Raw genomic sequence first — 23,315 nt, 5'->3', positions numbered from 1 at the left:
CGCCCTGTGAGACAATGGCCGACGGCGCACGCTCTGCCCGTTTGCGCCTGACGACGAAGGAAATCTAGCGACGTGGAACTGCGCGACTACATCAGGATCCTGCACAAGAACTGGATCCTCATCCTCGTGCTCACCTTCGTCGGCGCAGCCGCAGGTGCGGCGTACTCCTTCACGCAGGACCCGGAGTACCAGTCGACGACTCAGCTCTATGTGTCGGTGCGCTCAGAAGGGGCCGCCACGGGGGACCTCGTGCAGGGCACGACTTTCGCTCGTCAGATCGTTGCGAGCTACGTGGATGTCGTCAACACGGCGCTCGTGCTCGACCCCGTGATCGAACAGCTCGGGCTCGACATGACCGCCGCTCAGCTGAGCGGCCAAGTGTCGGCATCCGCTCCCCTCAACACCGTGATGATCGACATCACCGTCACCGACACTGACCCTGAGCAGGCGGCAGCCATCGCCGACGCCACGGCGGCCAGTCTGGCCAACGCAGTGCAGACGACCCTCGAGCAGCCCACGACGCCGGATGCCGCGAGCCCCGTGCAGGTGACGACGGTGCAGCCGGCGGTGGCCCCGGCGAACCCGTCGAGCCCCAACACCATGCTCAACATCGCGCTCGGCACGCTGCTCGGCCTGGCCGCCGGAATCGGCATCGGCGTGCTGCGGACCGTGCTCGACACGCGCGTGCGCACGCTGCACGATATCGAGCAGCTCACGACCGCTCCCCTGCTCGGCGGCATCGCCTTCGACCCGGGCGCGCAGAAGCGCCCGCTCATCGTGCACGCCGACCCCCGCAGCCCCCGCGCCGAGTCGTTCCGGTCCCTGCGCACGAACCTGCAGTTCCTCAATATCGAGGGCGGGCCGCGTTCCTTCGTCGTCTCGAGCGCCGGACCTGGTGAAGGAAAGTCGACCACCACTGCGAACCTTGCGATCGCACTGGCCGAGACCGGCGCTCGCGTCGCGCTCGTCGACGGCGACCTGCGTCTGCCGCGCGTCGCAGACTACATGGGCATCGAGGGTGGCGTGGGGCTCACCGACGTGCTCATCGGCCGGGTCGAGCTCGCCGACGCGCTGCAGAAGTGGGGCCGCGGCCAGCTCTTCGTGCTGACCTCGGGCGCTGTGCCCCCGAATCCGAGCGAGCTGCTCGGCGCGGTCGCGATGGACCACGTTCTGGCCGCGCTCACCGAGCACTTCGACTACGTGCTCATCGACGCGCCGCCGCTGCTGCTCGTCACCGACGCCGCCGTGCTGAGCAAGAAGACACGCGGCGTCATCATGGTCGCGGCGTCCGGCAAGACCAACAAGCACGACCTCACCGGCGCCATCCGCAGCCTCGAGACAGCCGGCGGACAGCTGCTCGGCCTCGTCATGACGATGCTGCCCACGCGCGGGCCCGACAGCTACGGTTACGGCGCTTATACGTACGGCTCCACGCATGACGCCGATGGCTCGAAGAAGTCGGCGAAACGCGGATCGGCGAAGGCACGAAACCGCGCCAAGGCCTCCGCCTGATGACCGGGGCTCGGCTCAATCAGGTTCACGGCGTCTGATAGGAATGTTCACGCGGCGCTCCGCCGCGCGAACGGAGAACCTCGTGCGCCTGTCTGTGATCGGCTGCGGATACCTCGGTGCCGTCCACGCGGCCGCGATGGCGTCGATCGGGCACGAAGTGATCGGCATCGACGTCGACTCGCGCAAGGTCGAGTCCCTCTCCCGAGGTGAGGCGCCGTTCTACGAGCCCCATCTCCAGGAGCTGCTCACGGCCGGCGTCGCGTCGGGCCGCCTGCGGTTCACGACCGACGTGTCGGAGGCATCCGGGGCATCGGTGCACTTCATCGGCGTCGGCACTCCGCAGCAGAAGGACGGGTCCGCCGCAGACCTCACATACGTGAACGCTGCGGTCGACGCCCTGCTCCCGCACCTCAGCGCGGGTGACGTGGTGGCAGGAAAGTCGACGGTGCCCGTCGGCACCGCCGCAGAGCTCGCGCCGCGCATCGAGGCCACCGGTGCAACGCTCGTGTGGAACCCCGAGTTCCTGCGCGAGGGCTGGGCCGTGAAAGACACGATCGAGCCCGACAGGCTCGTGGTGGGTGTCGGCCCTTCGAAGAGCTCGGCGACCGGAGAAAAGACCGACCCGGCGGACGTGCTGCGTGAGGTCTACCACCCGGCCATTGCGAAGAACACACCGTTCATCGTCACCGACTGGGCGACGGCCGAGCTCGTCAAGGTCGCGGCCAACGCCTTCCTCGCGACCAAGATCTCGTTCATCAACGCGATGGCAGAGATCGCCGAGGTCACCGGCGCCGATGTCACCCAGCTCGCCGACGCGATCGGACACGACGTGCGCATCGGCCGTCGCTTCCTCGGCGCCGGCATCGGGTTCGGCGGGGGGTGCCTGCCGAAAGACATCCGCGCCTTCGCGGCGCGGGCCGAAGAGCTCGGCAGAGGCGAGTCTGTGGCGTTCCTGCGCGAGGTCGATGCCATCAACCTGCGTCGCCGCGACAGGGCTGTCGACCTCGTAGCCGAGGCCTTCGACGGATCGGTCTTCAAGAAGAAGATCACGGTGCTCGGCGCGGCCTTCAAGCCTCACAGCGACGACATCCGCGACTCGCCCGGTCTCGATGTCGCGGTTCGTCTTCACGGACTCGGGGCATCCGTCACCGTCACCGATCCAGCCGCCATCCGCAACGCCCGCCGGCTGCACCCGCAGCTCACCTATGTCGAGGATCGCGACGAGGCGCTGCGCGGTGCCGACGCCGTGATCGTCGTCACCGAATGGGACGAATACCGCCGTCAACTCGCGCCTGAGCACGCCGGGAACCTCGCGACCGGACGCATCATCGTCGATGGTCGCAACTGCCTCGACGCGGGCGCGTGGCGGGCCGCAGGGTGGGCGTACTTCGGGATGGGACGTCCCTGACGGATCCCCCGGCGGGACCCGCCCGGCGCGTGGCCTAGCCTGCGGAGGCGGGCGTCCCGTCGGCCGAGGGCGGGAACAGCGCGTCGCAGCTCGCGTCGATCGTCACCGGCGTGGCGTTGGCCGTCGGAGTGTGTCGCAGATTGAGCGGGCCGAGGTCGCCCTGCGGCAGCGCCACGGTGTACGACACCGACACCGTCTCGTCCTTGGGCACGAACACGGTCTTGCTCAGGGCTGTATTGCCCTTCTCGACACCGTTGCGCTCCCAGCCGGCGACCTGACCGCGCGCGGGGTCTGTGGACGTGATGTGCGCCCCCGGCGGCGCGAAGTAGAGCACATCGAGCATCATCGTCGTGCGCGGCAACCCGTAGTTGTCGTTGCGCCACCCGAGCGTGTACTCCGACTTGATGTCGTCGGTGATGCCGTTGTGCAGGTCCATCGTCGTGGTGATCGTGCGGGCGTTCGCGTCGCACGTCGCGGTGACGCGCGAACTCAGGTGGTACTCCAGCTTTCCGACCGAAGAGTCATTGAGGTAGATGCCGACCTGCGTCTGTGCGGCGTTGTCCGCCGGGAGCGCACCGTCGACACCGAACTCCGTCGCGAGGGCCTGCGCCGCGGGATCGGTGAACGCGAGGTATACGCGCTGTTCCTCGGCTGAGAGCTTCAGCGCGTCGAGCATCTTCAGCGGATCCCACGAAGAGGAGGTGAGGTGGTCGAACACCCGCTTCGCGGTGTCGGTGAAGAACGCGTCCGAGCTCGCCCCGTCGGGGTAGATCTCGTACGAGTCGCTCAAGAGCATCTTCACGGCGTTCTCCGCCGTCATCTGCTCGCCCGTTCCAAGAGTCAGCGGCCCGGCGACGGACAGCATGTTCGACAGCACGACGGGGTCGATCGAGATCACGCCGTCGAACTGTGCGCCCGTCGTGTCGGCGAAGATCGCCTGGAACAGCTGAGCCGTGGTGGGGAAGTCCGGGGTGAAGTTGTAGTCCTGCGAGTGCCGTGTGAGGGTCGGCAGGTAGATCTTCGTCGTCTCACCCGGGAGCGAGATGTACTCGTTTCCCTGGGTTCCCGCCTCGTAGAACGTCGCGGAGGTGGCCTGGTCGGCGTAGCCGAGCTTGCCGTCGGTCATCGTGACGATCATGCTCGACGCCGGGTTGCCGCCGGTCGCGCGGATCTCGGCGTTGTTCTGAAAGACGAGCAGGTAGGTCTTCGTCCCGCCCGACCCTGCGATGTTCAGCAGCGTCGGGAGGTACTTGTCGGCGACAGCCAGTGCGGGGGCTGCGCCCTCGATGACATCGAGGATGCCGGCGATCGGCTCCCCCACCTCAGGCAGCAGGGCGGCCGTGTCGATCGGGGCGACGAGGGCCTCTGCTTCCGAGAACGCACCGGAGATCTCTGGGATGGATCCCTGCACCTGCCGGAACGGCTCGAGGTTGATACCCCCGCCCTCGACGGTGAGCTTGTCGAGATCGACGGTGGACATGAACTGCATGCCGGGCGGGAGAGCGCGCACCACGAGGACGTCCACCGCACGTGTCACGCGTTGCACTGCGTCGACGTTCTGACCGACGAATGGAACCTGAGCTGCGATGTCCCACAGGGGCCCGTCCACCGTTTCGGCGGCGACGGCGACGTTTGCGGTGATCGCGTCGGCAGTCGACTGCAGCTGCGCCTGGTCGGCCGAGCCGAACTGGGAGCTGAGCGTGGCAATGCCGGATTTGGCCTTCTCGAGCGCGGAGCGCGCGGTCTTCACCTCGCCGAGGAACTGGATCGCCAGCACTCCCGCGATCGCGCCGACGACGAGGAGCAGTACGACGATCGCAAGAACGACCCACAGCCATACACGGCGCTTGCGGCGAGGTGTATCGCTCTCGCTCTCGCGCTCGTAGAGGTCTGCGAACGGGTCGGCGGCAGGGTCCGGTGCAGAATCCGCAGGATCCCCCACGCGGGCGCGGCGCCGCAGCGGCGGCTGATTACCTACGATCGCGTCTTCGGAGTGCACGTGGCCATGCTAACGGTCGGAGGATGGGAGAACGCCGCGACTTCTGCGCTCGTACGGACCGCAGCGGGGACGATCGTGGCGGTCTGCCTACCACCGGCGTTCTACGCCGTCGCCGTCGTCGCGTCGCGGAGCGCTGTCCGGTACCGCTACGGCGCGTGACGAGTTCCGCTCGGCGATCACCACGATGAGCAGGCCGGCGGCCGCGCCAAGGGTGTTCGCGAGCACGTCGCGCAGGCTCGCGGTCCGTTCATCGAGGAAGAGCGCCTGTCCCGCTTCGATCGCCCCGGTCACGACGAGGGCGACGGGGACGACGAGCGGGCGATGACGCGGCATCGCCAGCGCGAGCAGGATCCCCAGCGGAACGAACAGGAGCACGTTGGCGCCGAACTCCACCACGTCGTAGCTGAGAAGAGGCACCGCCCGCGCGAGGGCGCGCAGCAGGCCCGTCATCTCCCGGTCGACGGGCACCGGCCAGAAGGCGATCAGCGCAAGGGCGACCCCGTAAAGGATGAGCAGCGGGATGCCGAACCGCACCCTCCTCGCAGCGGACATGCGACGGCCTCCCCCGTTCGGGCGCCGCGCCGATGCCGCGCAATGCTGCGCCGATTCTACGACGGATAGGGTGACCCCGTGACCGCCGCATCCGTCTCGACCTCGCTCGAGCGCACCTACCGATACCTGCGGATCGGCATCGCCGGCACCGTCGTCGCGATCTTCGTCGCGATCGCGCAGGCCGTGACGACCTACGGGTGGCTCACCTCGGTGAGCGACTACTTCTACACGCCCGCGCGCAACGTGTTCGTGGGAGCGCTGATCGCGGCATCCCTTGCCCTCTTCGCGTTGTCGGGCCGCGGCGCCGAACGCGCGCTGCTCGACGCGGCCGCGCTGTTCGCTCCCCTCGTCGCACTCGTGCCGACGACACTCCTGCCCGATGGCGTGCCCGGCGTCGAGGTGCCCAGCTGCGGCCTCGACGACACCCAGCGCTGCTTCCCGCCCGCCTTCGAAGCGGATGTCGCCAACGGCGTCGGCACGTACCTCGTGCTCGGCGCGCTCACGCTCCTGGTCGCCCTCGTGCTCGCGGCTCTCGGTCAGGTGTCGCTCGCGGCCGTGTGGCCGTCGCTCCTGATCGCGGTCGTCGTGCTCGCCGTCACCGGACTGACGTGGGCATTCGCGCGGGACGTCTTCCTGCAGCAGGCGCACTTCGTCGCCACGACGGCCTTCTTCGCCCTGTTCGCGGCGGTCGCGGTGCGCAACGCCTTCCCCCGGCGGGGCCCGCAGCCGACACCGGTGTTCCGCGTGCTCTACACGGTGATCGCGGTGGGGCTGGCCGTCACGCTCATCGCGTACGTCATCCTGCTGCCGCAGGCCGACGGCTCCGGCATCCCGATCGTCCTCATCGTCGAGGCGGTCGCCCTGGCGCTGTTCTTCGCGTTCTGGGTGGTGCAGGGCATAGAGAAGTGGGCTGAGCCCGACCCGACGCTCGTGGCCTGACGGGGTCAGGCGACGCCCGTCTCCTCCACGACCTCGACGACGCGTCGTACGCCCGCGGCGGGGTGGGCGGTCACGAGGATAGGCAAGTGGTCGCTGAGCCCCTGCGGCAATGTGCGCACCCGGTCGATCTCGAAGCCGACGGACGTCGCGAAGTCGTAGTGGCCGCGGAAGAAGCGGTAGCGGGTGTAGGTGCGGGAATCGCTGAGATTGAGCTCGTACCCCTGCTCGCGTACGTGCTGGCCGAGCCGCTCCTTGAACACGGGGTAGTTGTAGTCGCCGACCATGAGCGCCGGCAGCCCTTCGCCGAGCTGCTGCAGCTCGCCCAGCGCCGTCCGGATCTGGTGGCGCCGCAGTGAGTTGAGCGCAGTGAGTGGAGCGGCATGGAACGACGCCACGATGATGTCGATGTTCTCGTCGATGTCGTGGAGCCGGACCCCCAGCATCCGCTCCTCCGCGGGCTTGAGCACCCGGTCGTGGAGCGACTTCTTGAGGGCGATGGCCCGCACGTCGACCGCGCGGTAGGTGTTCTCGCGGTAGTAGACGGCGAGGCCCAGCCGGTTGCGCTGCGTGGACTTGGCCAGCCGCAGTCCCGAGATCTCGTCCGGGATGTCGCTGGTGTCGGCCTCCTGCAGACACAGCGCATCTGCACCGTGGCGCTCTACCAGGTGGGCTAGTTCGCCGGCCGCCCGGTGCTTGCGCAGGTTGTAAGAGATGACCTTCATGTCCAGGCCAGCTTATGCCGATGACGTTGCCGACGGATGGCCTTGCGGAATCCACAACGGGACCTCACAGGGACGATCGACCGTCGATGTACGAAAACGCGGGCGGACTGCTCTGGAGTGATGTGCCGCTGTGCGGCATCCCGATCGTTGAGCCGACACCACCGACCCAGGAGGACCCCATGGCCGCCGCATCCACCCCCGCCGTCCGAGCTGAGCTCGCGGGCGCCCTCGACGCCAGCCGAGCCACGCGCGAAGCCGCGGAGCGCGAGCTGCGCCGCAGCATCGCCCTCCGCTCCCGCGCCGGTGACGCCCTCGAGCGTACCGCCGGCCGGCGAGGTGTCGACGAGGCCGAACGCGTGCGGCTGCGTGCGGAACACGCCGCCGCGGACCGCGTGGTGGCCGAGCGCCGCGCCGCGGTCGACAAGGCGCGGGAGTTCGAGCGCGCCGCGATTGTCGTGGCCGAGGCGTTCGAGACCGAGGCGGCGTCGGCCAGCCCGCTGGCGGCCGCACTGCTCGAGCTCGTCGGCTCGCGTTCGGGCTCCACCCGCGGTCGCGCACCGGTCGCGGCTGCCCGGCGCGCGGCGCCCGCGGTGCGACTGCGCAACACGCGTCCCCGCACGGCCTGAGGCGCCGTCGCGAGGGAGGTCACTCGCGGTCGCGGCGAGCCCGTGTCTGCTCGGCGCGCTGCGCCAGCAGGTCGTCGGCGGGATAGCCCACCTCGGTGAGCGTGAGCCCGCGCGCGGCGAGCACCTTCACCTCGGGGACGCGCTCCTGCTCGTCGCGGATCTCCACGACGTCGTCGACGGCGAGGCGCCCATCGCCGACGGCCACACACGCTCCGACGAGGGCGCGCACCATGCTGTGGCAGAAGGCGTCCGCCTTGACGTTCGCGACCAGCACGCCCAGGTCGTCACGGTGCCAGTCGAACTCCAGCAGCGTGCGGATCGTCGTCGCCTCGTCGCGCGGCTTGCAGTAGGCGGCGAAGTCGTGCAGCCCGATGAGGGCGCGGGCTGCGGCATCCATCGCCTCCACATCGAGGGCTGAGCGCACCGAGGTGGTGCGATGGCGCTCGAGCGGGTCGTAGCCGGTGACCGCGTCGCCGATGCGGTACTCGTAGCGGCGCCACACCGCCGAGAACCGGGCGTCGAAGCCGGTCGGGGCGACGCGCGAGGCGCGCACAGCCACATCCGAGTAGGCGCCCACCACGCCCGTCATGCGCGCGGCGAGCGCGGCCGCACGATCGTCGAGCGTCGGCGTTGCGCCGCCCGGGCGGGCTTGCCGCGCGAGCAGGCGCTGCACCTGTGCCTCGTCGAGATCCACGTGCGCGACCTGGCCGGCGGCATGGACGCCGGCGTCGGTGCGACCGGCGACCACCAGCCGCGGGTCGCCGCCCAGCACGCGGGCGAGCGAGGACTCGAGGGTCTCCTGCACGGTGCGCAGGCCGGGCTGACGCGCCCATCCGCGAAAATGCGTGCCGTCGTAGGCGATGTCGAGGCGGATGCGCACCACCCCACCCTATTGGGGCGGCGCCGGACGACCGCAGCTATCCCCCGCGCCACCCGGACCGCACATGCAGAGAGACCCGCCACCCTCACGGGCGCGGGTCTCTCGGTGCAAGGGGGTCCGGACTACGCGGACTTCTCCTCGGCGGGAGCCTCCACGGCGTCCTCGGCAGCAGCCTCGGCGGCGGCGCCCTCCTCCGGCGACTCGGCGCCGGCCTCGGCGGCCTCGTCGGCGGCGGGAGCCTCCTCAGCAGCGGGCGTCTCGTCGGCGGGAGCCTCGGCGGCCGGAGCAGCCTTGGCGGCAGCGGCCTTCTTCGCCGACGGCTTCTTCGTCACGGGCTCGAGAACGAGCTCGATGACGGCCATGGGGGCGTTGTCGCCCTTGCGGTTGCCGACCTTCGTGATGCGGGTGTAGCCGCCCTCACGGTCCGCCACCAGAGGGGCGATCTCGGTGAAGAGCTCGTGGACGACCGACTTGTCGCCGATGACCGACAGCACGCGACGACGCGCGTGCAGGTCGCCGCGCTTCGCGAACGTGATGAGGCGCTCGGCGAGCGGACGCAGGCGCTTGGCCTTGGTCTCGGTCGTCTTGATCGACTTGTGGGTGAACAGCGCAGCGGCCAGGTTCGCAAGCAGCAGACGCTCGTGGGCGGGGCCGCCTCCGAGGCGGGGACCCTTGGTGGGCTTGGGCATTCTTTGTTACTCCAGGATCAGATTCGGGGGGACCGGAACTCAGACGGTCTCGTCGTCGTAGCCGCCGTAGAAGTGCGCGCCGTCGAACCCGGGGACCGAGTCCTTCAGCGACAGGCCGAGCGAGACGAGCTTGTCGCGCACCTCGTCGACCGACTTCTGTCCGAAGTTGCGGATGTTCATGAGCTGCGTCTCCGAGAGGGCGACGAGCTCCGACACGGTGTTGATGCCCTCGCGCTTGAGGCAGTTGTACGAACGCACCGACAGGTCGAGGTCCTCGATCGGCATCGACAGCTCGTTCGACAGGACGGTCTCGACCGGCGCCGGGCCGATCTCGATGCCCTCGGCCTCGACGTTGAGCTCGCGGGCCAGGCCGAAGAGCTCCGTCAGGGTGCGGCCGGCCGAAGCGACGGCGTCGCGCGGGGCGATCGACGACTTCGACTCGACGTCCAGGACGAGCTTGTCGAAGTCGGTGCGCTCACCGGCACGCGTCGCGTCGACGCGGTACGAGACCTTGAGCACCGGCGAGTAGATCGAGTCGATCGGGATCTGACCGGCCTCGGCGTACTCGTTGCGGTTCTGCGTCGCCGAGACGTAGCCGCGGCCACGCTCGATCGTGAGCTCGAGCTCGAACTTGGCGGTGTCGTTCAGCGTCGCGATGACGAGCTCGGGGTTGTGCACCTCGACACCGGCCGGCGCGGAGATGTCGGCGGCGGTGACCTCACCGGCGCCGGTCTTGCGCAGGTACGCGGTGATGGGCTCGTCGCGCTCGCTGGAGACGACCAGCTGCTTGATGTTGAGGATGATCTCGGTGACATCCTCCTTCACACCCGGGATGGTGCTGAACTCGTGGAGGACGCCGTCGATGCGGATCGACGTCACTGCGGCACCGGGGATGGACGACAGGAGGCTGCGACGCAGCGCGTTGCCGATCGTGTAACCGAAGCCGGGCTCCAGCGGCTCGATGACGAAACGGCTGCGGAACTCCCCGATCTTCTCCTCGGTCAGAGTGGGACGCTGTGCGATGAGCACTATGTGTTCCTTTCGATCACGTGCCCGCTATATGACACGTGCGGTGGGTGAGGTGTTGAGTTTTGTTCGCGGGATGCCTCAGAGCGAGGCATCCGCCAAGCGTGCGGTAGCCGGGGCACCATGACGGTGCCCCGGCTCCGGAATATCAGACGCGGCGGCGCTTCGGCGGGCGGCAGCCGTTGTGCGCCTGCGGCGTCACGTCCTGGATCGAGCCGACCTCGAGGCCGGCGGCCGTCAGCGAGCGGATCGCGGTCTCGCGGCCCGAACCCGGGCCCTTGACGAAGACGTCGACCTTCTTGACGCCGTGCTCCTGCGCCTGGCGGGCAGCGGACTCCGCGGCCATGCCGGCGGCGTACGGCGTCGACTTGCGCGAGCCCTTGAAGCCCACGCCACCCGACGACGCCCAGCTGATGACAGCGCCCGACGGGTCGGTGATCGAGACGATCGTGTTGTTGAACGTCGACTTGATGTGGGCCTGGCCCAACGCGATGTTCTTCTTCTCCTTGCGGCGCGGCTTGCGCGCGGCGGACTTGGCCTGTGCCATGTGCGTTCTCTCCTAAACCCTGGGGGCCGCGCCTTAGCGCGCCTTCTTCTTGCCGGCGACGGTGCGCTTCGGGCCCTTGCGGGTACGGGCGTTCGTCTTCGTGCGCTGACCGCGCACCGGGAGGCCGCGACGGTGGCGGATACCCTCGTAGGAACCGATCTCGACCTTGCGGCGGATGTCGGCGGCGACCTCGCGGCGAAGATCGCCCTCGACCTTGTAGTTGCCTTCGATGTGGTCGCGGAGTGCGATGAGCTGGTCGTCGCTGAGGTCCTTGACGCGGATGTTCTCGTCGATCTCCGTTGCTGCGAGGATCTCGTTCGAGCGGGTACGGCCCACGCCGTAGATGTACGTGAGGGCGATCACCACGCGCTTGTCGCGCGGGATGTCAACGCCGGCAAGACGTGCCATGCGGTTTCTCCTATGGAGTGAGTGGAGGTGTGGAGCAGAATCGGTGCCCGGGCCTCCGCCCGAGGTGTCCCCTCCGAAGAGGTTCTGACCCTGCCTGTGATGTGTTCAGTTGTGGAGACCGTCGTGCGTCGCGGGGTTTCGACTCGCTTCGCTCGCTCAACCTTGATTCGGGATCGCATCAACGCTCGCTGGCGCTCGCATTGACCCGACCCGAATCAACCCTGGCGCTGCTTGTGACGCGGGTTCGACTTGCAGATGACCATGACGCGACCGTGGCGACGGATGACCTTGCAGTGGTCGCAGATGGGCTTGACGGAGGGGTTGACCTTCATGTTCTTTCCTGTTTCGCTGTCTTCGCCGGGCAGGCTTCGCGGCTCGGTTGCTGAGCCTGTCGAAGCACTGGGGCGTTACTTCTCGACCGGTCTAGCGGTAGCGGTAGACGATGCGCCCGCGGGTGAGGTCGTAGGGCGAGAGCTCCACGACGACACGGTCCTCGGGGATGATGCGGATGTAGTTCTGCCGCATCTTGCCGGAGATCGTCGCGAGGACCTTGTGTCCGTTGCTCAGCTCAACGCGGAACATCGCGTTGGGCAGCGCCTCGGAGATCACGCCCTCGATTTCGATGACACCGTCTTTCTTCGCCATACGCTCGCTAACAGTTCTGCAGACCGGTCGATCTGCGGTGGATGGGATTCGGTGCTACGACACGCCAATGAAGGCGCAACGCACCAAAGATCAAGCATACGTGATAGTGGAGACCTCGGCAAATCACCGACGGATGCCGTAGGCCGCGGCATGCGCCGTCCGCAGGCTTACTCGAAGAGCGTCGCGAGCTCGCCCGCCGGGGGCAGGGTCGAGTTCGCGATGACCTGGCCGTTGACGGCGATCGTCGGGGTGCCGATCCCGCCGGCCCCGGGCTGAACCGGGGTCTCCGGCGTCATCGCGGTCACGAAGCCGGCGTAGGTGCCGTCGTTCACGCACGAGTCGATCCCGGTCACGCCGACGCCCGACGCGATCTCGAGGATCTCGTTGTTCGTCAGGCCCGAGGTCCCCTCGGCGGGCTGGCCCTCGAACATCGCCTGCAGGAACGGCAGCGACGCGTCGGCATCCTCCACGGCGACGCAGTAGGCGGCGTTCGCCGCACGCGTGGAGAACTGCGTCCCGTCCGACTGATCGTCGAGGATCGAGATCGGGTGGATGCCGAGGGTGATGTCGCCGGCGTCGACCATGCTTTCGATCTCGGCGCCGTAGACCTGCTCGAACTGGTTGCAGACCGGGCACATGAAGTCGATGTAGGTGTCGAGGCGGTCCTCGCCGTCACCGACGAGGATCGCACCGGTCTCACCGTCGATGTTCGACGCGGACGGGGTGTTGACCTCGGTCGGCAGCGGCTTGGGCGTGGCCGCGTTGTTCAGCGTCACCACGAGGACGACGACGAGCACGAGCGCCACGACGACGCCGGCCGTCACCCAGATCGCGAACCAGTTGGTCTTGCGTGCGGTCTGTGCCATGTCGGGCCTCCTAGGCGATCTCGCGCGGGGTCACACCGAAGGGAGCCAGGCCCGCGGCACCGCCGTCGGGTGCCGTGAGCACCCAGATTCCGTCTTCGTGCACGGCCACGCTGTGCTCCCAGTGGGAGCCGGCGGTGCCGTCGAGCGTCGAGACCGTCCAGCCGTCGTCCTCGATGAACGTGGCGTGGTCGCCGATGACGACCATCGGCTCGATCGCGAGCACGAGACCCGGGCGCACCTCCGGTCCCGGATCCGGGACGCGGTAGTTGAAGACCGAGGGCGACTCGTGCATCTTGCGGCCGATGCCGTGCCCGACGTACTCACGCAGGATGCCGTACGTCCCGGACTCCGGAGAGTGGGCCTCGATGTACTCCTGAACCGCCGTGCCGATCTCGCCGATGTGCTTGGCCGACGCCATCGCGGCGATGCCGGCCCAGAGCGAGCCCTCGGTCACATCCGACAGCCGCTGACGCTCCGCCACGATCTCGGGCCGGGACTCGTCGGGCAGCACGAAGGTGAACGCCGAGTCGCCGTTCCACCCCTTGAACTCGGCGCCCGCATCGATCGACAGGATGTCACCGGCCTCGAGCACGCGCTCGCCGGGGATGCCGTGCACGACCTCTTCGTTGACCGAGGCGCAGATGGTGTGGCGGTACCCGCGCACCATCTGGAAGTTGGACTTCGCACCTCGAGCGGTGATGAGAGCGGATGCCGCGGCATCCAGCTCCGCCGTCGTCACGCCCGGAGCGATCAGGCGGCGTGCGGCGTCGAGCGCCGCGGCCGTGATGAGCCCGGGCTCGACCATCGCCCGTAGCTGGGCGGGCGACTTGTAGATCGAACGGCGCAACGACACGGGATCAGGCGGCGGCGGCGCGGTTGAGACCGCGCGCCTCGAGCGCCGCGATGATGCGGGCGGTGATCTCGTCGAGCGAGCCCACGCCGTCGATGCGGTCGACGATCCCGCGCGTGCGGTACACCTCGAGGATCGGCGCCGTCTCGCGCTCGTAGATCGCGAGACGGTTGGCGATGACCTCTTCGGTGTCGTCGCTGCGACCCTGCTCCGCGGCCCGCAGCGAGATGCGGGCGATGCTCTCGTCACGCGGCACCACGAGCTCGATGACCGCGTCCAGCTGCTCGTCGCGTCCCTCGAGGAACTCGTCGAGGTGCATGACTTGGGCGACGTTGCGCGGGTAGCCGTCGAGGAGGAAGCCCTCTGCGGCATCCTGCTGCGACAGGCGATCGCGCACGACCGCGCTCGTGAGCTCGTCGGGCACCAGATCGCCGGCCTCGATGATGGCCTTCACCTGCCGGCCGAGGTCGGTGCCCGCCGCGACGGCGCCGCGGAAGACATCGCCGGTCGAGACGGCGGGAACACCGAACGTCTCCGCGATGCGGACGCCCTGCGTGCCCTTGCCCGAGCCCTGCGGTCCGACGATGAGAAGACGAGTCATCGGAGAAGCCCTTCGTAGTGACGCTGCTGGAGCTGTGCGTCGATCTGCTTCACCGTCTCGAGGCCGACGCCGACGATGATGAGGATCGAGGCGCCGCCGAACGGGAAGTTCTGGTTGGCGCCGACCGTGGCGAGTGCGATCAGGGGCAGCAGTGCGATCAGACCCAGGTAGATCGAGCCCGGCAGCGTGATGCGCGTCAGCACGTAGTCGAGGTACTCGGCCGTCGGGCGACCCGCACGGATGCCGGGGATGAAGCCGCCGTACTTCTTCATGTTGTCGGCGACCTCGACCGGGTTGAACGTGATCGCGACGTAGAAGTACGTGAACCCGACGATGAGCAGGAAGTACAGCGCCATGTACAGCGGGTGGTCGCCGCGCACCAGGTACAGCTGGATCCACGCGACCCAGGCGGGCACCTCTTCACCGGCCTGTGGCTGGTTGAACTGTGCGATGAGCGCCGGGATGTACAGCAGCGACGAGGCGAAGATGACGGGCACGACGCCGGCCATGTTCACCTTGATCGGGATGTACGTGTTGGTGCCGCCGTAGGTGCGGCGACCCACCATGCGCTTGGCGTACTGCACCGGGATGCGGCGCTGCGACTGTTCGACGTAGACCACCAGCGCGACGACGACGATGCCGACGGCCAGCACGAGGAGGAAGACCTCGAAGCCCTTGGACTGCGCGATGGCCCACATCGAGGCGGGGAACGCGGCGGCGATCGACGTGAAGATCAGCAGCGACATGCCGTTGCCGATGCCGCGCTCGGTGACGAGCTCGGCGAACCACATGATGAGGCCGGTGCCGGCGGTCATCGTGATGATCATCAGGAGCTGCGCCCACCACACGTCGTTGGTGAGGAGCTGCTGGCACTCGGGAACACCGGTGGTCCCGAAGAGCTGGCCGCTGCGGGCCACGGTGACCAGGGTGGTCGACTGCAGCAGCGCCAGCGCGATCGTGAGGTAGCGCGTGTACTGCGTCAGGCGGGCCTGGCCCGACTGGCCCTCTTTGTAGAGGGTCTCGAAGTGCGGGATGACGACGCGCAGCAGCTGCACGATGATCGTCGCCGTGATGTACGGCATCACGCCCAGCGCGAAAATCGACAGCTGCAGCAGTGCGCCACCCGAGAACAGGTTGACCAGCGACAGCAGTCCCTCGGTGCCCTCGGAGGCCCGCAGACACGTCTGCACGTTCGGGAAGTTGACGAACGGCGCCGGGATGTGCGCACCGAAGCGGTACAGGGCGATGATCGCCAGGGTGAATGCGATCTTCCGACGCAGGTCGGGTGTGCGGAAGATCCGCGCGATGGCGCTGAACAAGAGGATTCCTCCAGAGGGGGGCGTCGGCACGCAGACGTGCCGACGTCCAGGGTAACCCAGTGGGGGCCGGAGCAAGCTCCGGCCCCCACTGTGCGCGTATTACTTGACGGTTCCGCCCGCGGCGACGATCTTCTGCTCGGCAGAACCCGAGACCTTGTCGACCGACACGGTCAGCTTCACCGAGATGTCGCCGGTGCCGAGCACCTTGACCTTCTCGTTCTTGCGCACTGCACCCTTGGCGACCAGGTCGCCGACGGTGACGTCGCCACCGGCCGGGTACAGCTCCGCGAGCTTGTCCAGGTTCACGACCTGGTACTCGACGCGGAACGGGTTCTTGAAGCCGCGCAGCTTCGGGGTGCGCATGTGCAGCGGCATCTGGCCACCCTCGAAGCCCACCTTGACCTGGTAGCGGGCCTTCTGGCCCTTGGTGCCACGGCCGGCGGTCTTGCCCTTCGAACCCTCACCACGACCCACGCGGGTCTTCGGGGTGTTGGATCCGGGGACCGGACGCAGGTGGTGCACCTTCAGCACGCCCGGGCGTGCAGCCGGGACGTCCTTCTTGGGCGCAGCCTTCTTGGGGGCGGCAGCCTTCTTGGCCGGCGCCTTGTCGGCCGCAGCCTTGGGGGCAGCAGCCTTCTTGGCAGGAGCCTTCTTGGGCGCCTTCTCAGCCTCGACGGCTTCGTTCTTCTGGGCCTTCTCAGCCATCAGTCGATCTCCTCAACCTTTACGAGGTGAGCGACGGTCCGGACGTAGCCGCGCGTCTGCGCGTCGTCGGGACGGACGACCGAGTCGCCGATCCGCTTCAGACCGAGCGAACGCAGCGTGTCGCGCTGGTTCTGCTTCTCGCTCACCTTGGACTTGACCTGCGTGACCTTCAGACGCGCAGCCATCAGACACCTGCCTTCGCAGCGGCCGCGGCCTCAGCCTCGGCACGGACGAGACGGGCGGGGGCGACCTGGTCGAAGTCGAGACCGCGACGCGCGGCGACCGCACGGGGCTCCTCGAGCTGCTTCAGGGCCTCCACCGTCGCGTGGACGATGTTGATCGTGTTCGACGAGCCGAGCGACTTCGACAGCACGTCGTGGATGCCGGCGCACTCGAGCACGGCACGCACCGGACCACCGGCGATGACACCGGTACCGGCAGCGGCCGGGCGCAGCAGCACCACACCGGCAGCGGCCTCACCCTGCACGGGGTGCGGGATGGTCGAGCCGACGCGCGGCACGCGGAAGAAGTTGCGCTTGGCCTCTTCGACGCCCTTCGAGATCGCCAGCGGCACCTCACGGGCCTTGCCGTAGCCGACGCCGACCACACCGTTGCCGTCGCCGACGACGACGAGCGCGGTGAAGCTGAAGCGACGACCACCCTTGACGACCTTCGACACGCGGTTGATGGTGACGACGCGCTCCAGGAACTGGCTCTCGTTGCGGTCACGACCGCCACGGTCACCACGGGTCTGGTTGCGCTCGCGTCCACCGCGGCGCGGCTCGCGCTCGCGCTCGGCGGGCGCCGTCGCGGCGGCCTCGGCCGGAGCCTCGGCAGCTGCCTGCTCGGTCACGATGTTCTCCTTGTTGTCACTCACAGGTTCAGACCTCCCTCGCGGGCGCCGTCGGCGATCGCCGCGACACGGCCCGCGTAGCGGTTGCCGCCACGGTCGAACACGACATCCGAGACACCGGCGGCCTTCGCGCGCTCCGCGAGGAGCTCGCCGACCTTGCGGGCCTTGGCGGTCTTGTCAACGTCGGACGCGCGCAGGTCGGTCTCGAGCGTCGAGGCGGAGGCCAGTGTGTGGCCCTTGCTGTCGTCTACGATCTGCACGAAGACGTGGCGGGCCGAGCGCGTGACGACCAGGCGCGGACGCTCGGGGGTGCCGACGACCTTCTTGCGAAGGCGGGCATGACGGCGCGAACGCGCCTGAGTCTTTGTCTTGACAGCCATGGTTACTTACCACTCTTTCCGGCCTTGCGGCGGACGACCTCGCCCGCATACCGCACGCCCTTGCCCTTGTACGGCTCGGGCTTGCGGATCTTGCGGATGTTGGCCGCGGCCTCGCCGACCGCCTGCTTGTCGATGCCGCTCACGGTGACCTTGTTGTTGCCCTCGACGGTCAGGGTGATGCCGGCGGGCGGGTCGATCAGGACCGGGTGCGAGAAGCCGAGGGCGAACTCGATCGAGCTGCCCTTCTGCGCCACGCGGTAACCCGTGCCGACGACCTCAAGGCCCTTGGAATAGCCCTGGGTGACACCGATGATGTTGTTGTTGATGAGCGTGCGGGTCAGGCCGTGCAGCGAGCGCGACTCGCGCTCGTCGTCGGGACGGGTCACGATGACCTGGCCCTCTTCGACCTTGACTTCGATGGGACGGGCCACGGTGAGCGCGAGCTCGCCCTTGGGGCCCTTGACGGCGACATCCTGGCCCTCGACCGAAATGGTCACGCCGGCGGGGATGTCGATCGGAAGACGACCGATTCGCGACATGTCAGATCACCACACGTAGGCGAGGACTTCCCCACCCACGCCCTTCTGCTCTGCCTGGCGGTCGGTGAGAAGACCGGAGGAGGTGGACAGGATCGCGACGCCGAGGCCGCCGAGGACGCGCGGGATCTCGGTGGACTTCGCGTAGACGCGGAGGCCGGGCTTGGAGACGCGCTTGATGCCGGCGATCGACCGCTCGCGGTTCGGGCCGTACTTGAGCGTCAGCGTGAGGGTCTGGCCGACGCGAGCGTCGCTGATCTCCCACGCGGAGATGTAGCCCTCCTGCTTGAGGATCTCGGCGATGTGGGTCTTGAGCTTGGAATTCGGCAGGGACACCGAGTCGTGGTGCGCCGAGTTCGCGTTGCGCAGACGGGTCAGCATATCTGCGACCGGGTCTGTCATTGTCATTTGTTGATTCCTTTGTTCACGAGGTATCGGCTGCCGTTACACGCCAGACGACCTTCCATGATTGCCGTATTCAGTTATGTGATCGGATGCCGCGACCGCCGCTCGCGCGCCGGCCGCGGCATCCGTTTCAGGAGTTACGCCTGCGCGTCGTCCGACTTGAACGGGAAGCCCAGGTGGCGCAGAAGCGCGCGACCCTCGGCATCCGTCTTGGCCGTCGTCACGATGGTGATGTCGAAGCCGCGGACGCGGTCGATCTTGTCCTGGTTGATCTCGTGGAACACGGACTGCTCCTGGAGACCGAACGTGTAGTTGCCGTTGCCGTCGAACTGCGCACCCGACAGGCCGCGGAAGTCGCGGATGCGGGGCAGGGCGAGGTTGACGAGACGGTCGATGAACTCCCACGCGCGGTCGCCCCGGAGGGTGACGTGCGCGCCGATGGCCTGACCCTCGCGCAGCTTGAACTGTGCGATGGACTTGCGGGCCTTGGTCACGACCGGCTTCTGGCCGGTGATCTTGGTGAGGTCGTCGACCGCGCCATCGATCACCTTGCTGTCGCGAGCTGCCTCGCCGACACCGGTGTTCACGACGACCTTGACCAGGCCGGGCGTCTGCATGACGTTGGCGTAGCCGAACTCGTCCTGCAGAGCCTTCTTGATCTCGGTGTTGTACTTCTGCTTCAGGCGCGGCTGGATCTTGCCAGCCGGCGCGGCAGTTGCGGTGCTCATCAGAGGTCCTTGCCTGACTTCTTCGCGTAGCGCACGCGGACGGTGCGCTTCACGCCGTCCTTGGTCTGCTCCTCGACCCGGTGGCCGACACGGGTCGGCTTCTTGGTCGAGGGGTCGACGACGGCGACGTTGGAGATGTGGATCGGGGCTTCCATCGTCTCGATGCCGCCCGTCTTGGTGCCGCGCTGCGACTGACCGACGCGGTTGTGCTTCGTGACGAAGTTGACGCCCTCGACGATGACGCGGTTCTGGTCGGCGAGGACCTCGAGGACCTTGCCCTGCTTGCCGCGGTCGCCGCCCTTGTCCTGCTTCTTGCCGTTGAGGACCTGAACCAGGTCACCCTTCTTGATCTTGGCCATGTGGTCAGATCACCTCCGGTGCGAGCGAGACGATCTTCATGAACTTCTTGTCGCGAAGCTCACGGCCGACCGGGCCGAAGATGCGGGTGCCGCGGGGCTCCCCGTCGCTCTTCAGGATCACGGCGGCGTTCTCGTCGAACTTGATGTAAGAGCCGTCGCTACGACGGGTCTGCTTGACGGTACGGACGATGACGGCCTTGACCACATCGCCCTTCTTGACGTTGCCGCCCGGGATCGCGTCCTTGACGGTGGCCACGATGATGTCACCCACGCCCGCGTAACGGCGGTTCGAGCCGCCGAGAACGCGGATGGTGAGCAGCTCCTTGGCGCCCGTGTTGTCGGCGACCTTGAGGCGGGACTCGTTCTGAATCACTTGGCCTTCTCCAGGATCTCGACCAGACGCCAGCGCTTCGTGGCGCTGAGCGGGCGGGTCTCGTTGATGAGCACCAGGTCGCCGATGCCGGCCGTGTTGCCTTCGTCGTGCGCCTTCACCTTGGAGGTGCGGCGGATGACCTTGCCGTAGAGCGGGTGCTTCACGCGGTCCTCGACCTCGACGACGATGGTCTTGTCCATCTTGTCGCTGACGACGTAGCCGCGGCGGGCCTTGCGGTAGCCGCGGGCGTCGACGTCGCGCACATCGTGCTCGGACGACTCGTGACCCTTGGTCTCGACCGCGTCGGCGGCCTTCTTCGTGTCAGCCATTACTCGGCCTCTTCCTTCGCGGCCTTGTCAGCGGCATCCGCCTTCTTGGCCTTCGTCTTCTTCGCCTTCGTCGCCGTCTCCAGCGGAGCGGGAGTGGCACGGATGCCGAGCTCGCGCTCACGGATCACGGTGTAGAGCCGCGCGATGTCGCGCTTGACCGCACGGATGCGGCCGTGGCTCTCGAGCTGGCCGGTGGCCGACTGGAAGCGCAGGTTGAACAGCTCTTCCTTGGCCTTGCGCAGCTCCTCGACGAGGCGCTGGTCTTCGAACGTGTCGAGCTCGCTCGGAGCGAGCGTCTTGGTGCCGATCGCCATTACGCGTCGCCCTCCTCGCGCTTGATGATGCGTGCCTTCAGGGGCAGCTTGTGGATAGCGCGGGTCAGGGCCTCACGAGCGAGTTCCTCGTTGACGCCGGCGACCTCGAAGAGGACGCGACCCGGCTTGACGTTTGCGACCCACCACTCGGGCGAACCCTTACCGGAACCCATGCGGGTTTCGGCCGGCTTCTTGGTGAGCGGACGGTCGGGGTAGATGTTGATCCACACCTTGCCGCCACGCTTGATGTGACGGGTCATCGCGATACGAGCGGACTCGATCTGACGGTTCGTCACATACGCGGGCGTGAGGGCCTGGATGCCGAACTCGCCGAAGGAGACCTTCGTGCCGCCGGTGGCCTGGCCGGAGCGACCCGGGTGGTGCTGCTTGCGGTACTTGACCTTGCGGGGAATAAGCATTACGCCGATGCTCCTTCTGCCACGGGGGCCTCGTTGCGGCGATCGCCACGGTCGCCACGGTCGCGGGGGCCGCGACGGTCGCCGCGGTCGCGGGCCGGCTTCTGGTTCGCCTGCTCGCGAGCGAGCTCCTTGTTGGTGAGGTCGCCCTTGTAGATCCAGACCTTCACGCCGATGCGGCCGAAGGTGGTCTTCGCCTCGTAGAAGCCGTAGTCGATGTTCGCGCGCAGCGTGTGCAGCGGCACACGACCCTCGCGGTAGAACTCCGAACGGCTCATCTCGGCGCCGCCGAGGCGGCCGGAGACCTGGATGCGGACGCCCTTGGCGCCGGCGCGCTGGGCGCCCTGCAGGCCCTTGCGCATCGCGCGGCGGAACGCCACGCGAGCGGTGAGCTGCTCGGCGATGCCCTGCGCGACGAGCTGAGCGTCGGCCTCGGGGTTCTTGACCTCGAGGATGTTCAGCTGGATCTGCTTGCCGGTGAGCTTCTCGAGGTCGGCGCGGATGCGCTCGGCCTCGGCGCCGCGACGACCGATCACGATGCCCGGGCGGGCGGTGTGGATGTCGACGCGGACGCGGTCACGGGTGCGCTCGATCTCGATGTTGCTCACGCCGGCCCGGTCGAGCTGGGTCTGCAGGAGCTTGCGGATCTTGATGTCCTCGGCGACGTAGTCGGCGTAACGCTGACCGGGCTTCGTCGAGTCCGAGAACCAGCGCGACACGTGGTCGGTCGTGATGCCGAGGCGGAAGCCGTAGGGGTGGACTTTCTGTCCCATTACTTGCTCGCCTTCTTGGTCTTGGCAGCCGGCGTCGTGTCGGTGACCTCGGGGGTCGACAGCACGACGGTGATGTGGCTGGTGCGCTTCTTGATCTGGAAGGCACGACCCTGCGCGCGGGGGCGGAAACGCTTGAGCGTCGCGCCCTCGTCGACGTACGCGTTGGCCACGTACAGGTCCTGCTCGTCCAGGTACTCGCCGTCCTTGTCTGCCTTCACGCGAGCGTTCGCGATTCCGGCGGCGACGAGCTTGTAGATCGGCTCGCTCGCACCCTGCGGCGCGAACTTGAGGATGGCCAGGGCCTCCTCAGCCTGCTTGCCCTTGATGAGCGCGACGACACGACGAGCCTTCTGAGGGGTCACGCGGATGTGTCGCACGCGTGCGATGGACTCCACCATTTCTCTCTCCTCTGCCCCCGCGTCAGCGGCGGCGGCCCTTCTTGTCGTCCTTCACGTGGCCGCGGAAGGTGCGGGTGGGCGCGAACTCGCCCAGTTTGTGGCCGACCATGGTCTCGGACACGAACACGGGGATGTGCTTGCGTCCGTCGTGCACGGCGATGGTGTGACCCAGCATGGCCGGGATGATCATCGAACGGCGCGACCAGGTCTTGATGACGTTCTTGGTGCCGGCTTCGTTCTGGACGACGACCTTGCGAAGCAGGTGCTCGTCGACGAAGGGGCCCTTCTTAAGGCTGCGAGGCATCTTCCTCTACTCCTACTTCCGCTTCTTGCCGGCGTTGCGACGACGGACGATGTACTTGTCGCTTTCCTTGTTCGCGTGACGGGTGCGTCCTTCGGACTGACCCCACGGCGAAACCGGGTGACGACCACCGGAGGTCTTACCCTCACCACCACCGTGGGGGTGGTCGACCGGGTTCATCGCGACACCGCGGACGGTCGGGCGGATGCCCTTCCAGCGGTTGCGGCCGGCCTTGCCCCAGTTGATGTTCGACTGCTCGGCGTTGCCGACCTCGCCGACGGTCGCGCGGCAGCGCGCGTCGACGTTGCGGATCTCGCCCGAGGGCAGACGCAGCTGGGCGTAGGGGCCGTCCTTCGCCACGAGGCGAACCGACGTGCCGGCCGAGCGCGCCAGCTTCGCGCCGCCGCCGGGGCGGAGCTCGATGGCGTGGATCACGGTACCGGTGGGGATGTTCTTCAGCGGCAGGTTGTTGCCCGGCTTGATGTCAGCCGAGGCGCCCGACTCCACGATGTCGCCCTGCGACAGCTTGTTCGGCGCGAGGATGTAGCGCTTCTCGCCGTCGAAGTAGTGCAGGAGCGCGATGCGCGCGGTGCGGTTGGGGTCGTACTCGATGTGAGCGACCTTGGCGTTGACGCCGTCCTTGTCATTGCGACGGAAGTCGATGACGCGGTACTGACGCTTGTGGCCACCACCGATGTGACGCGTGGTGATGCGGCCCTGGTTGTTGCGGCCACCGGTCTTGCTGAGCGGGCGGAGGAGCGACTTCTCGGGCGTCGATCGGGTGATCTCGGCGAAGTCGGCCACCGACGAGCCGCGGCGACCCGGGGTCGTGGGCTTGTACTTGCGAATAGCCATA

The 23,315-nt window shown here is 67.8% G+C and carries 34 protein-coding genes; 4 read left to right on the top strand and 30 right to left on the bottom strand.

Features of this window, described 5'->3' with window-relative positions; genetic code table 11:
• The first annotated feature begins 72 nt into the window (after positions 1-72).
• On the top strand, positions 73-1,512 hold the full coding sequence (locus tag ABG085_RS03730) for a polysaccharide biosynthesis tyrosine autokinase (protein WP_347978083.1): 1,440 nt from the start codon (positions 73-75) through the stop codon (positions 1,510-1,512).
• Positions 1,513-1,594: 82 nt separating this feature from the next.
• Positions 1,595-2,920, top strand: a complete 1,326-nt coding sequence (locus ABG085_RS03725; protein ID WP_347978082.1) for a UDP-glucose/GDP-mannose dehydrogenase family protein — start codon at positions 1,595-1,597, stop codon at positions 2,918-2,920.
• A gap of 34 nt (positions 2,921-2,954) precedes the next feature.
• Here ABG085_RS03725 and ABG085_RS03720 read toward each other — a convergent pair whose 3' ends face one another.
• Positions 2,955-4,919, bottom strand: coding sequence for a DUF4012 domain-containing protein (locus ABG085_RS03720; protein WP_347978081.1), 1,965 nt, complete (start codon positions 4,917-4,919; stop codon positions 2,955-2,957).
• Between the two features lie 87 nt (positions 4,920-5,006).
• Positions 5,007-5,471 carry a VanZ family protein gene (locus ABG085_RS03715; protein ID WP_347978080.1) on the bottom strand — a complete coding sequence of 155 codons (465 nt, stop codon included), beginning with the start codon at positions 5,469-5,471 and terminating at the stop codon, positions 5,007-5,009.
• Positions 5,472-5,549: 78 nt separating this feature from the next.
• Here ABG085_RS03715 and ABG085_RS03710 point away from each other — a divergent pair, with 78 nt between their 5' ends.
• Positions 5,550-6,410, top strand: coding sequence for a hypothetical protein (locus ABG085_RS03710; RefSeq protein ID WP_347978079.1), 861 nt, complete (start codon positions 5,550-5,552; stop codon positions 6,408-6,410).
• A gap of 5 nt (positions 6,411-6,415) precedes the next feature.
• Here the strand turns inward: ABG085_RS03710 and ABG085_RS03705 are convergent, their stop codons facing one another.
• The gene (locus ABG085_RS03705; protein WP_347978078.1) at positions 6,416-7,132 is read right to left on the bottom strand and encodes an endonuclease/exonuclease/phosphatase family protein; all 717 of its coding nucleotides are present in this window, start codon (positions 7,130-7,132) and stop codon (positions 6,416-6,418) included.
• Positions 7,133-7,311: 179 nt separating this feature from the next.
• Here ABG085_RS03705 and ABG085_RS03700 point away from each other — a divergent pair, with 179 nt between their 5' ends.
• Positions 7,312-7,758, top strand: coding sequence for a hypothetical protein (locus tag ABG085_RS03700; protein WP_347978077.1), 447 nt, complete (start codon positions 7,312-7,314; stop codon positions 7,756-7,758).
• Between the two features lie 19 nt (positions 7,759-7,777).
• Here the strand turns inward: ABG085_RS03700 and truA are convergent, their stop codons facing one another.
• The 27 genes from truA to rplB all read right to left on the bottom strand — a co-directional run bounded on the left by truA (position 7,778) and on the right by rplB (position 23,314).
• A complete protein-coding gene (gene truA, locus ABG085_RS03695) occupies positions 7,778-8,638 on the bottom strand; it encodes a tRNA pseudouridine(38-40) synthase TruA (protein WP_347978076.1) in 861 nt (286 codons plus the stop codon).
• A gap of 122 nt (positions 8,639-8,760) precedes the next feature.
• Entirely contained in the window at positions 8,761-9,327 is a 567-nt protein-coding gene (gene rplQ / locus ABG085_RS03690; protein WP_347978075.1) for a 50S ribosomal protein L17, read from the bottom strand.
• Positions 9,328-9,366: 39 nt separating this feature from the next.
• Positions 9,367-10,356 (bottom strand): DNA-directed RNA polymerase subunit alpha, encoded by a 990-nt coding sequence (locus ABG085_RS03685; RefSeq protein WP_163618871.1) that lies wholly within the window; start codon positions 10,354-10,356, stop codon positions 9,367-9,369.
• Positions 10,357-10,501: 145 nt separating this feature from the next.
• Complete coding sequence (gene rpsK, locus ABG085_RS03680) at positions 10,502-10,900, bottom strand: 30S ribosomal protein S11 (RefSeq protein ID WP_018171470.1); 399 nt, start codon at positions 10,898-10,900, stop codon at positions 10,502-10,504.
• Between the two features lie 33 nt (positions 10,901-10,933).
• Positions 10,934-11,308 (bottom strand): 30S ribosomal protein S13, encoded by a 375-nt coding sequence (gene rpsM, locus ABG085_RS03675; protein ID WP_163618869.1) that lies wholly within the window; start codon positions 11,306-11,308, stop codon positions 10,934-10,936.
• Between the two features lie 215 nt (positions 11,309-11,523).
• On the bottom strand, positions 11,524-11,640 hold the full coding sequence (gene rpmJ / locus ABG085_RS03670; RefSeq protein WP_005050492.1) for a 50S ribosomal protein L36: 117 nt from the start codon (positions 11,638-11,640) through the stop codon (positions 11,524-11,526).
• A gap of 91 nt (positions 11,641-11,731) precedes the next feature.
• Positions 11,732-11,953: a translation initiation factor IF-1 gene (gene infA, locus ABG085_RS03665; RefSeq protein WP_017201569.1), complete on the bottom strand. Its 222-nt coding sequence runs from the start codon at positions 11,951-11,953 to the stop codon at positions 11,732-11,734.
• Positions 11,954-12,120: 167 nt separating this feature from the next.
• Positions 12,121-12,819: a thioredoxin domain-containing protein gene (locus ABG085_RS03660; RefSeq protein ID WP_347978074.1), complete on the bottom strand. Its 699-nt coding sequence runs from the start codon at positions 12,817-12,819 to the stop codon at positions 12,121-12,123.
• 10 nt (positions 12,820-12,829) lie between these two features.
• Positions 12,830-13,672, bottom strand: a complete 843-nt coding sequence (gene map, locus ABG085_RS03655; RefSeq protein ID WP_347978073.1) for a type I methionyl aminopeptidase — start codon at positions 13,670-13,672, stop codon at positions 12,830-12,832.
• A gap of 4 nt (positions 13,673-13,676) precedes the next feature.
• Entirely contained in the window at positions 13,677-14,270 is a 594-nt protein-coding gene (locus tag ABG085_RS03650; RefSeq protein ID WP_347978072.1) for an adenylate kinase, read from the bottom strand.
• Positions 14,267-15,589, bottom strand: coding sequence for a preprotein translocase subunit SecY (gene secY, locus ABG085_RS03645; protein WP_347978071.1), 1,323 nt, complete (start codon positions 15,587-15,589; stop codon positions 14,267-14,269). Before secY ends, ABG085_RS03650 begins: the two co-directional genes overlap by 4 nt.
• A 99-nt stretch (positions 15,590-15,688) precedes the next feature.
• Positions 15,689-16,294, bottom strand: coding sequence for a 50S ribosomal protein L15 (gene rplO / locus ABG085_RS03640; RefSeq protein ID WP_163618861.1), 606 nt, complete (start codon positions 16,292-16,294; stop codon positions 15,689-15,691).
• On the bottom strand, positions 16,294-16,479 hold the full coding sequence (gene rpmD, locus ABG085_RS03635; RefSeq protein WP_018171461.1) for a 50S ribosomal protein L30: 186 nt from the start codon (positions 16,477-16,479) through the stop codon (positions 16,294-16,296). Before rpmD ends, rplO begins: the two co-directional genes overlap by 1 nt.
• Entirely contained in the window at positions 16,479-17,171 is a 693-nt protein-coding gene (rpsE, locus tag ABG085_RS03630; protein WP_194414495.1) for a 30S ribosomal protein S5, read from the bottom strand. The genes rpmD and rpsE overlap by 1 nt, the downstream gene beginning before the upstream one ends.
• Positions 17,168-17,527: a 50S ribosomal protein L18 gene (gene rplR, locus ABG085_RS03625; RefSeq protein WP_347978070.1), complete on the bottom strand. Its 360-nt coding sequence runs from the start codon at positions 17,525-17,527 to the stop codon at positions 17,168-17,170. Before rplR ends, rpsE begins: the two co-directional genes overlap by 4 nt.
• A gap of 2 nt (positions 17,528-17,529) precedes the next feature.
• Entirely contained in the window at positions 17,530-18,066 is a 537-nt protein-coding gene (gene rplF, locus ABG085_RS03620; protein ID WP_347978069.1) for a 50S ribosomal protein L6, read from the bottom strand.
• Between the two features lie 6 nt (positions 18,067-18,072).
• On the bottom strand, positions 18,073-18,471 hold the full coding sequence (rpsH, locus tag ABG085_RS03615) for a 30S ribosomal protein S8 (protein ID WP_347978068.1): 399 nt from the start codon (positions 18,469-18,471) through the stop codon (positions 18,073-18,075).
• Between the two features lie 134 nt (positions 18,472-18,605).
• Complete coding sequence (gene rplE / locus ABG085_RS03610) at positions 18,606-19,196, bottom strand: 50S ribosomal protein L5 (protein ID WP_163618856.1); 591 nt, start codon at positions 19,194-19,196, stop codon at positions 18,606-18,608.
• Positions 19,196-19,555, bottom strand: a complete 360-nt coding sequence (gene rplX, locus ABG085_RS03605) for a 50S ribosomal protein L24 (protein ID WP_347978067.1) — start codon at positions 19,553-19,555, stop codon at positions 19,196-19,198. Before rplX ends, rplE begins: the two co-directional genes overlap by 1 nt.
• 4 nt (positions 19,556-19,559) lie before the next feature.
• Positions 19,560-19,928, bottom strand: coding sequence for a 50S ribosomal protein L14 (rplN, locus tag ABG085_RS03600; RefSeq protein WP_194414500.1), 369 nt, complete (start codon positions 19,926-19,928; stop codon positions 19,560-19,562).
• Positions 19,925-20,257 carry a 30S ribosomal protein S17 gene (gene rpsQ, locus ABG085_RS03595; protein ID WP_163618853.1) on the bottom strand — a complete coding sequence of 111 codons (333 nt, stop codon included), beginning with the start codon at positions 20,255-20,257 and terminating at the stop codon, positions 19,925-19,927. Before rpsQ ends, rplN begins: the two co-directional genes overlap by 4 nt.
• The gene (gene rpmC, locus ABG085_RS03590) at positions 20,257-20,571 is read right to left on the bottom strand and encodes a 50S ribosomal protein L29 (RefSeq protein WP_347978066.1); all 315 of its coding nucleotides are present in this window, start codon (positions 20,569-20,571) and stop codon (positions 20,257-20,259) included. The genes rpsQ and rpmC overlap by 1 nt, the downstream gene beginning before the upstream one ends.
• On the bottom strand, positions 20,571-20,990 hold the full coding sequence (gene rplP, locus ABG085_RS03585; protein ID WP_018171451.1) for a 50S ribosomal protein L16: 420 nt from the start codon (positions 20,988-20,990) through the stop codon (positions 20,571-20,573). The genes rpmC and rplP overlap by 1 nt, the downstream gene beginning before the upstream one ends.
• Positions 20,990-21,760: a 30S ribosomal protein S3 gene (rpsC, locus tag ABG085_RS03580; protein ID WP_163618852.1), complete on the bottom strand. Its 771-nt coding sequence runs from the start codon at positions 21,758-21,760 to the stop codon at positions 20,990-20,992. The genes rplP and rpsC overlap by 1 nt, the downstream gene beginning before the upstream one ends.
• Positions 21,760-22,158 carry a 50S ribosomal protein L22 gene (gene rplV / locus ABG085_RS03575; RefSeq protein ID WP_347978065.1) on the bottom strand — a complete coding sequence of 133 codons (399 nt, stop codon included), beginning with the start codon at positions 22,156-22,158 and terminating at the stop codon, positions 21,760-21,762. The genes rpsC and rplV overlap by 1 nt, the downstream gene beginning before the upstream one ends.
• 22 nt (positions 22,159-22,180) lie before the next feature.
• Positions 22,181-22,462, bottom strand: a complete 282-nt coding sequence (gene rpsS / locus ABG085_RS03570) for a 30S ribosomal protein S19 (protein WP_045275479.1) — start codon at positions 22,460-22,462, stop codon at positions 22,181-22,183.
• 12 nt (positions 22,463-22,474) lie between these two features.
• Complete coding sequence (rplB, locus tag ABG085_RS03565; protein WP_019181725.1) at positions 22,475-23,314, bottom strand: 50S ribosomal protein L2; 840 nt, start codon at positions 23,312-23,314, stop codon at positions 22,475-22,477.
• Position 23,315 lies beyond the last annotated feature (1 nt).

It is taken from the genome of Microbacterium sp. ProA8 (assembly GCF_039905635.1).
GTDB lineage: Bacteria > Actinomycetota > Actinomycetes > Actinomycetales > Microbacteriaceae > Microbacterium > Microbacterium chionoecetis.
This window is presented reverse-complemented; position numbering and strand designations above follow the sequence as displayed.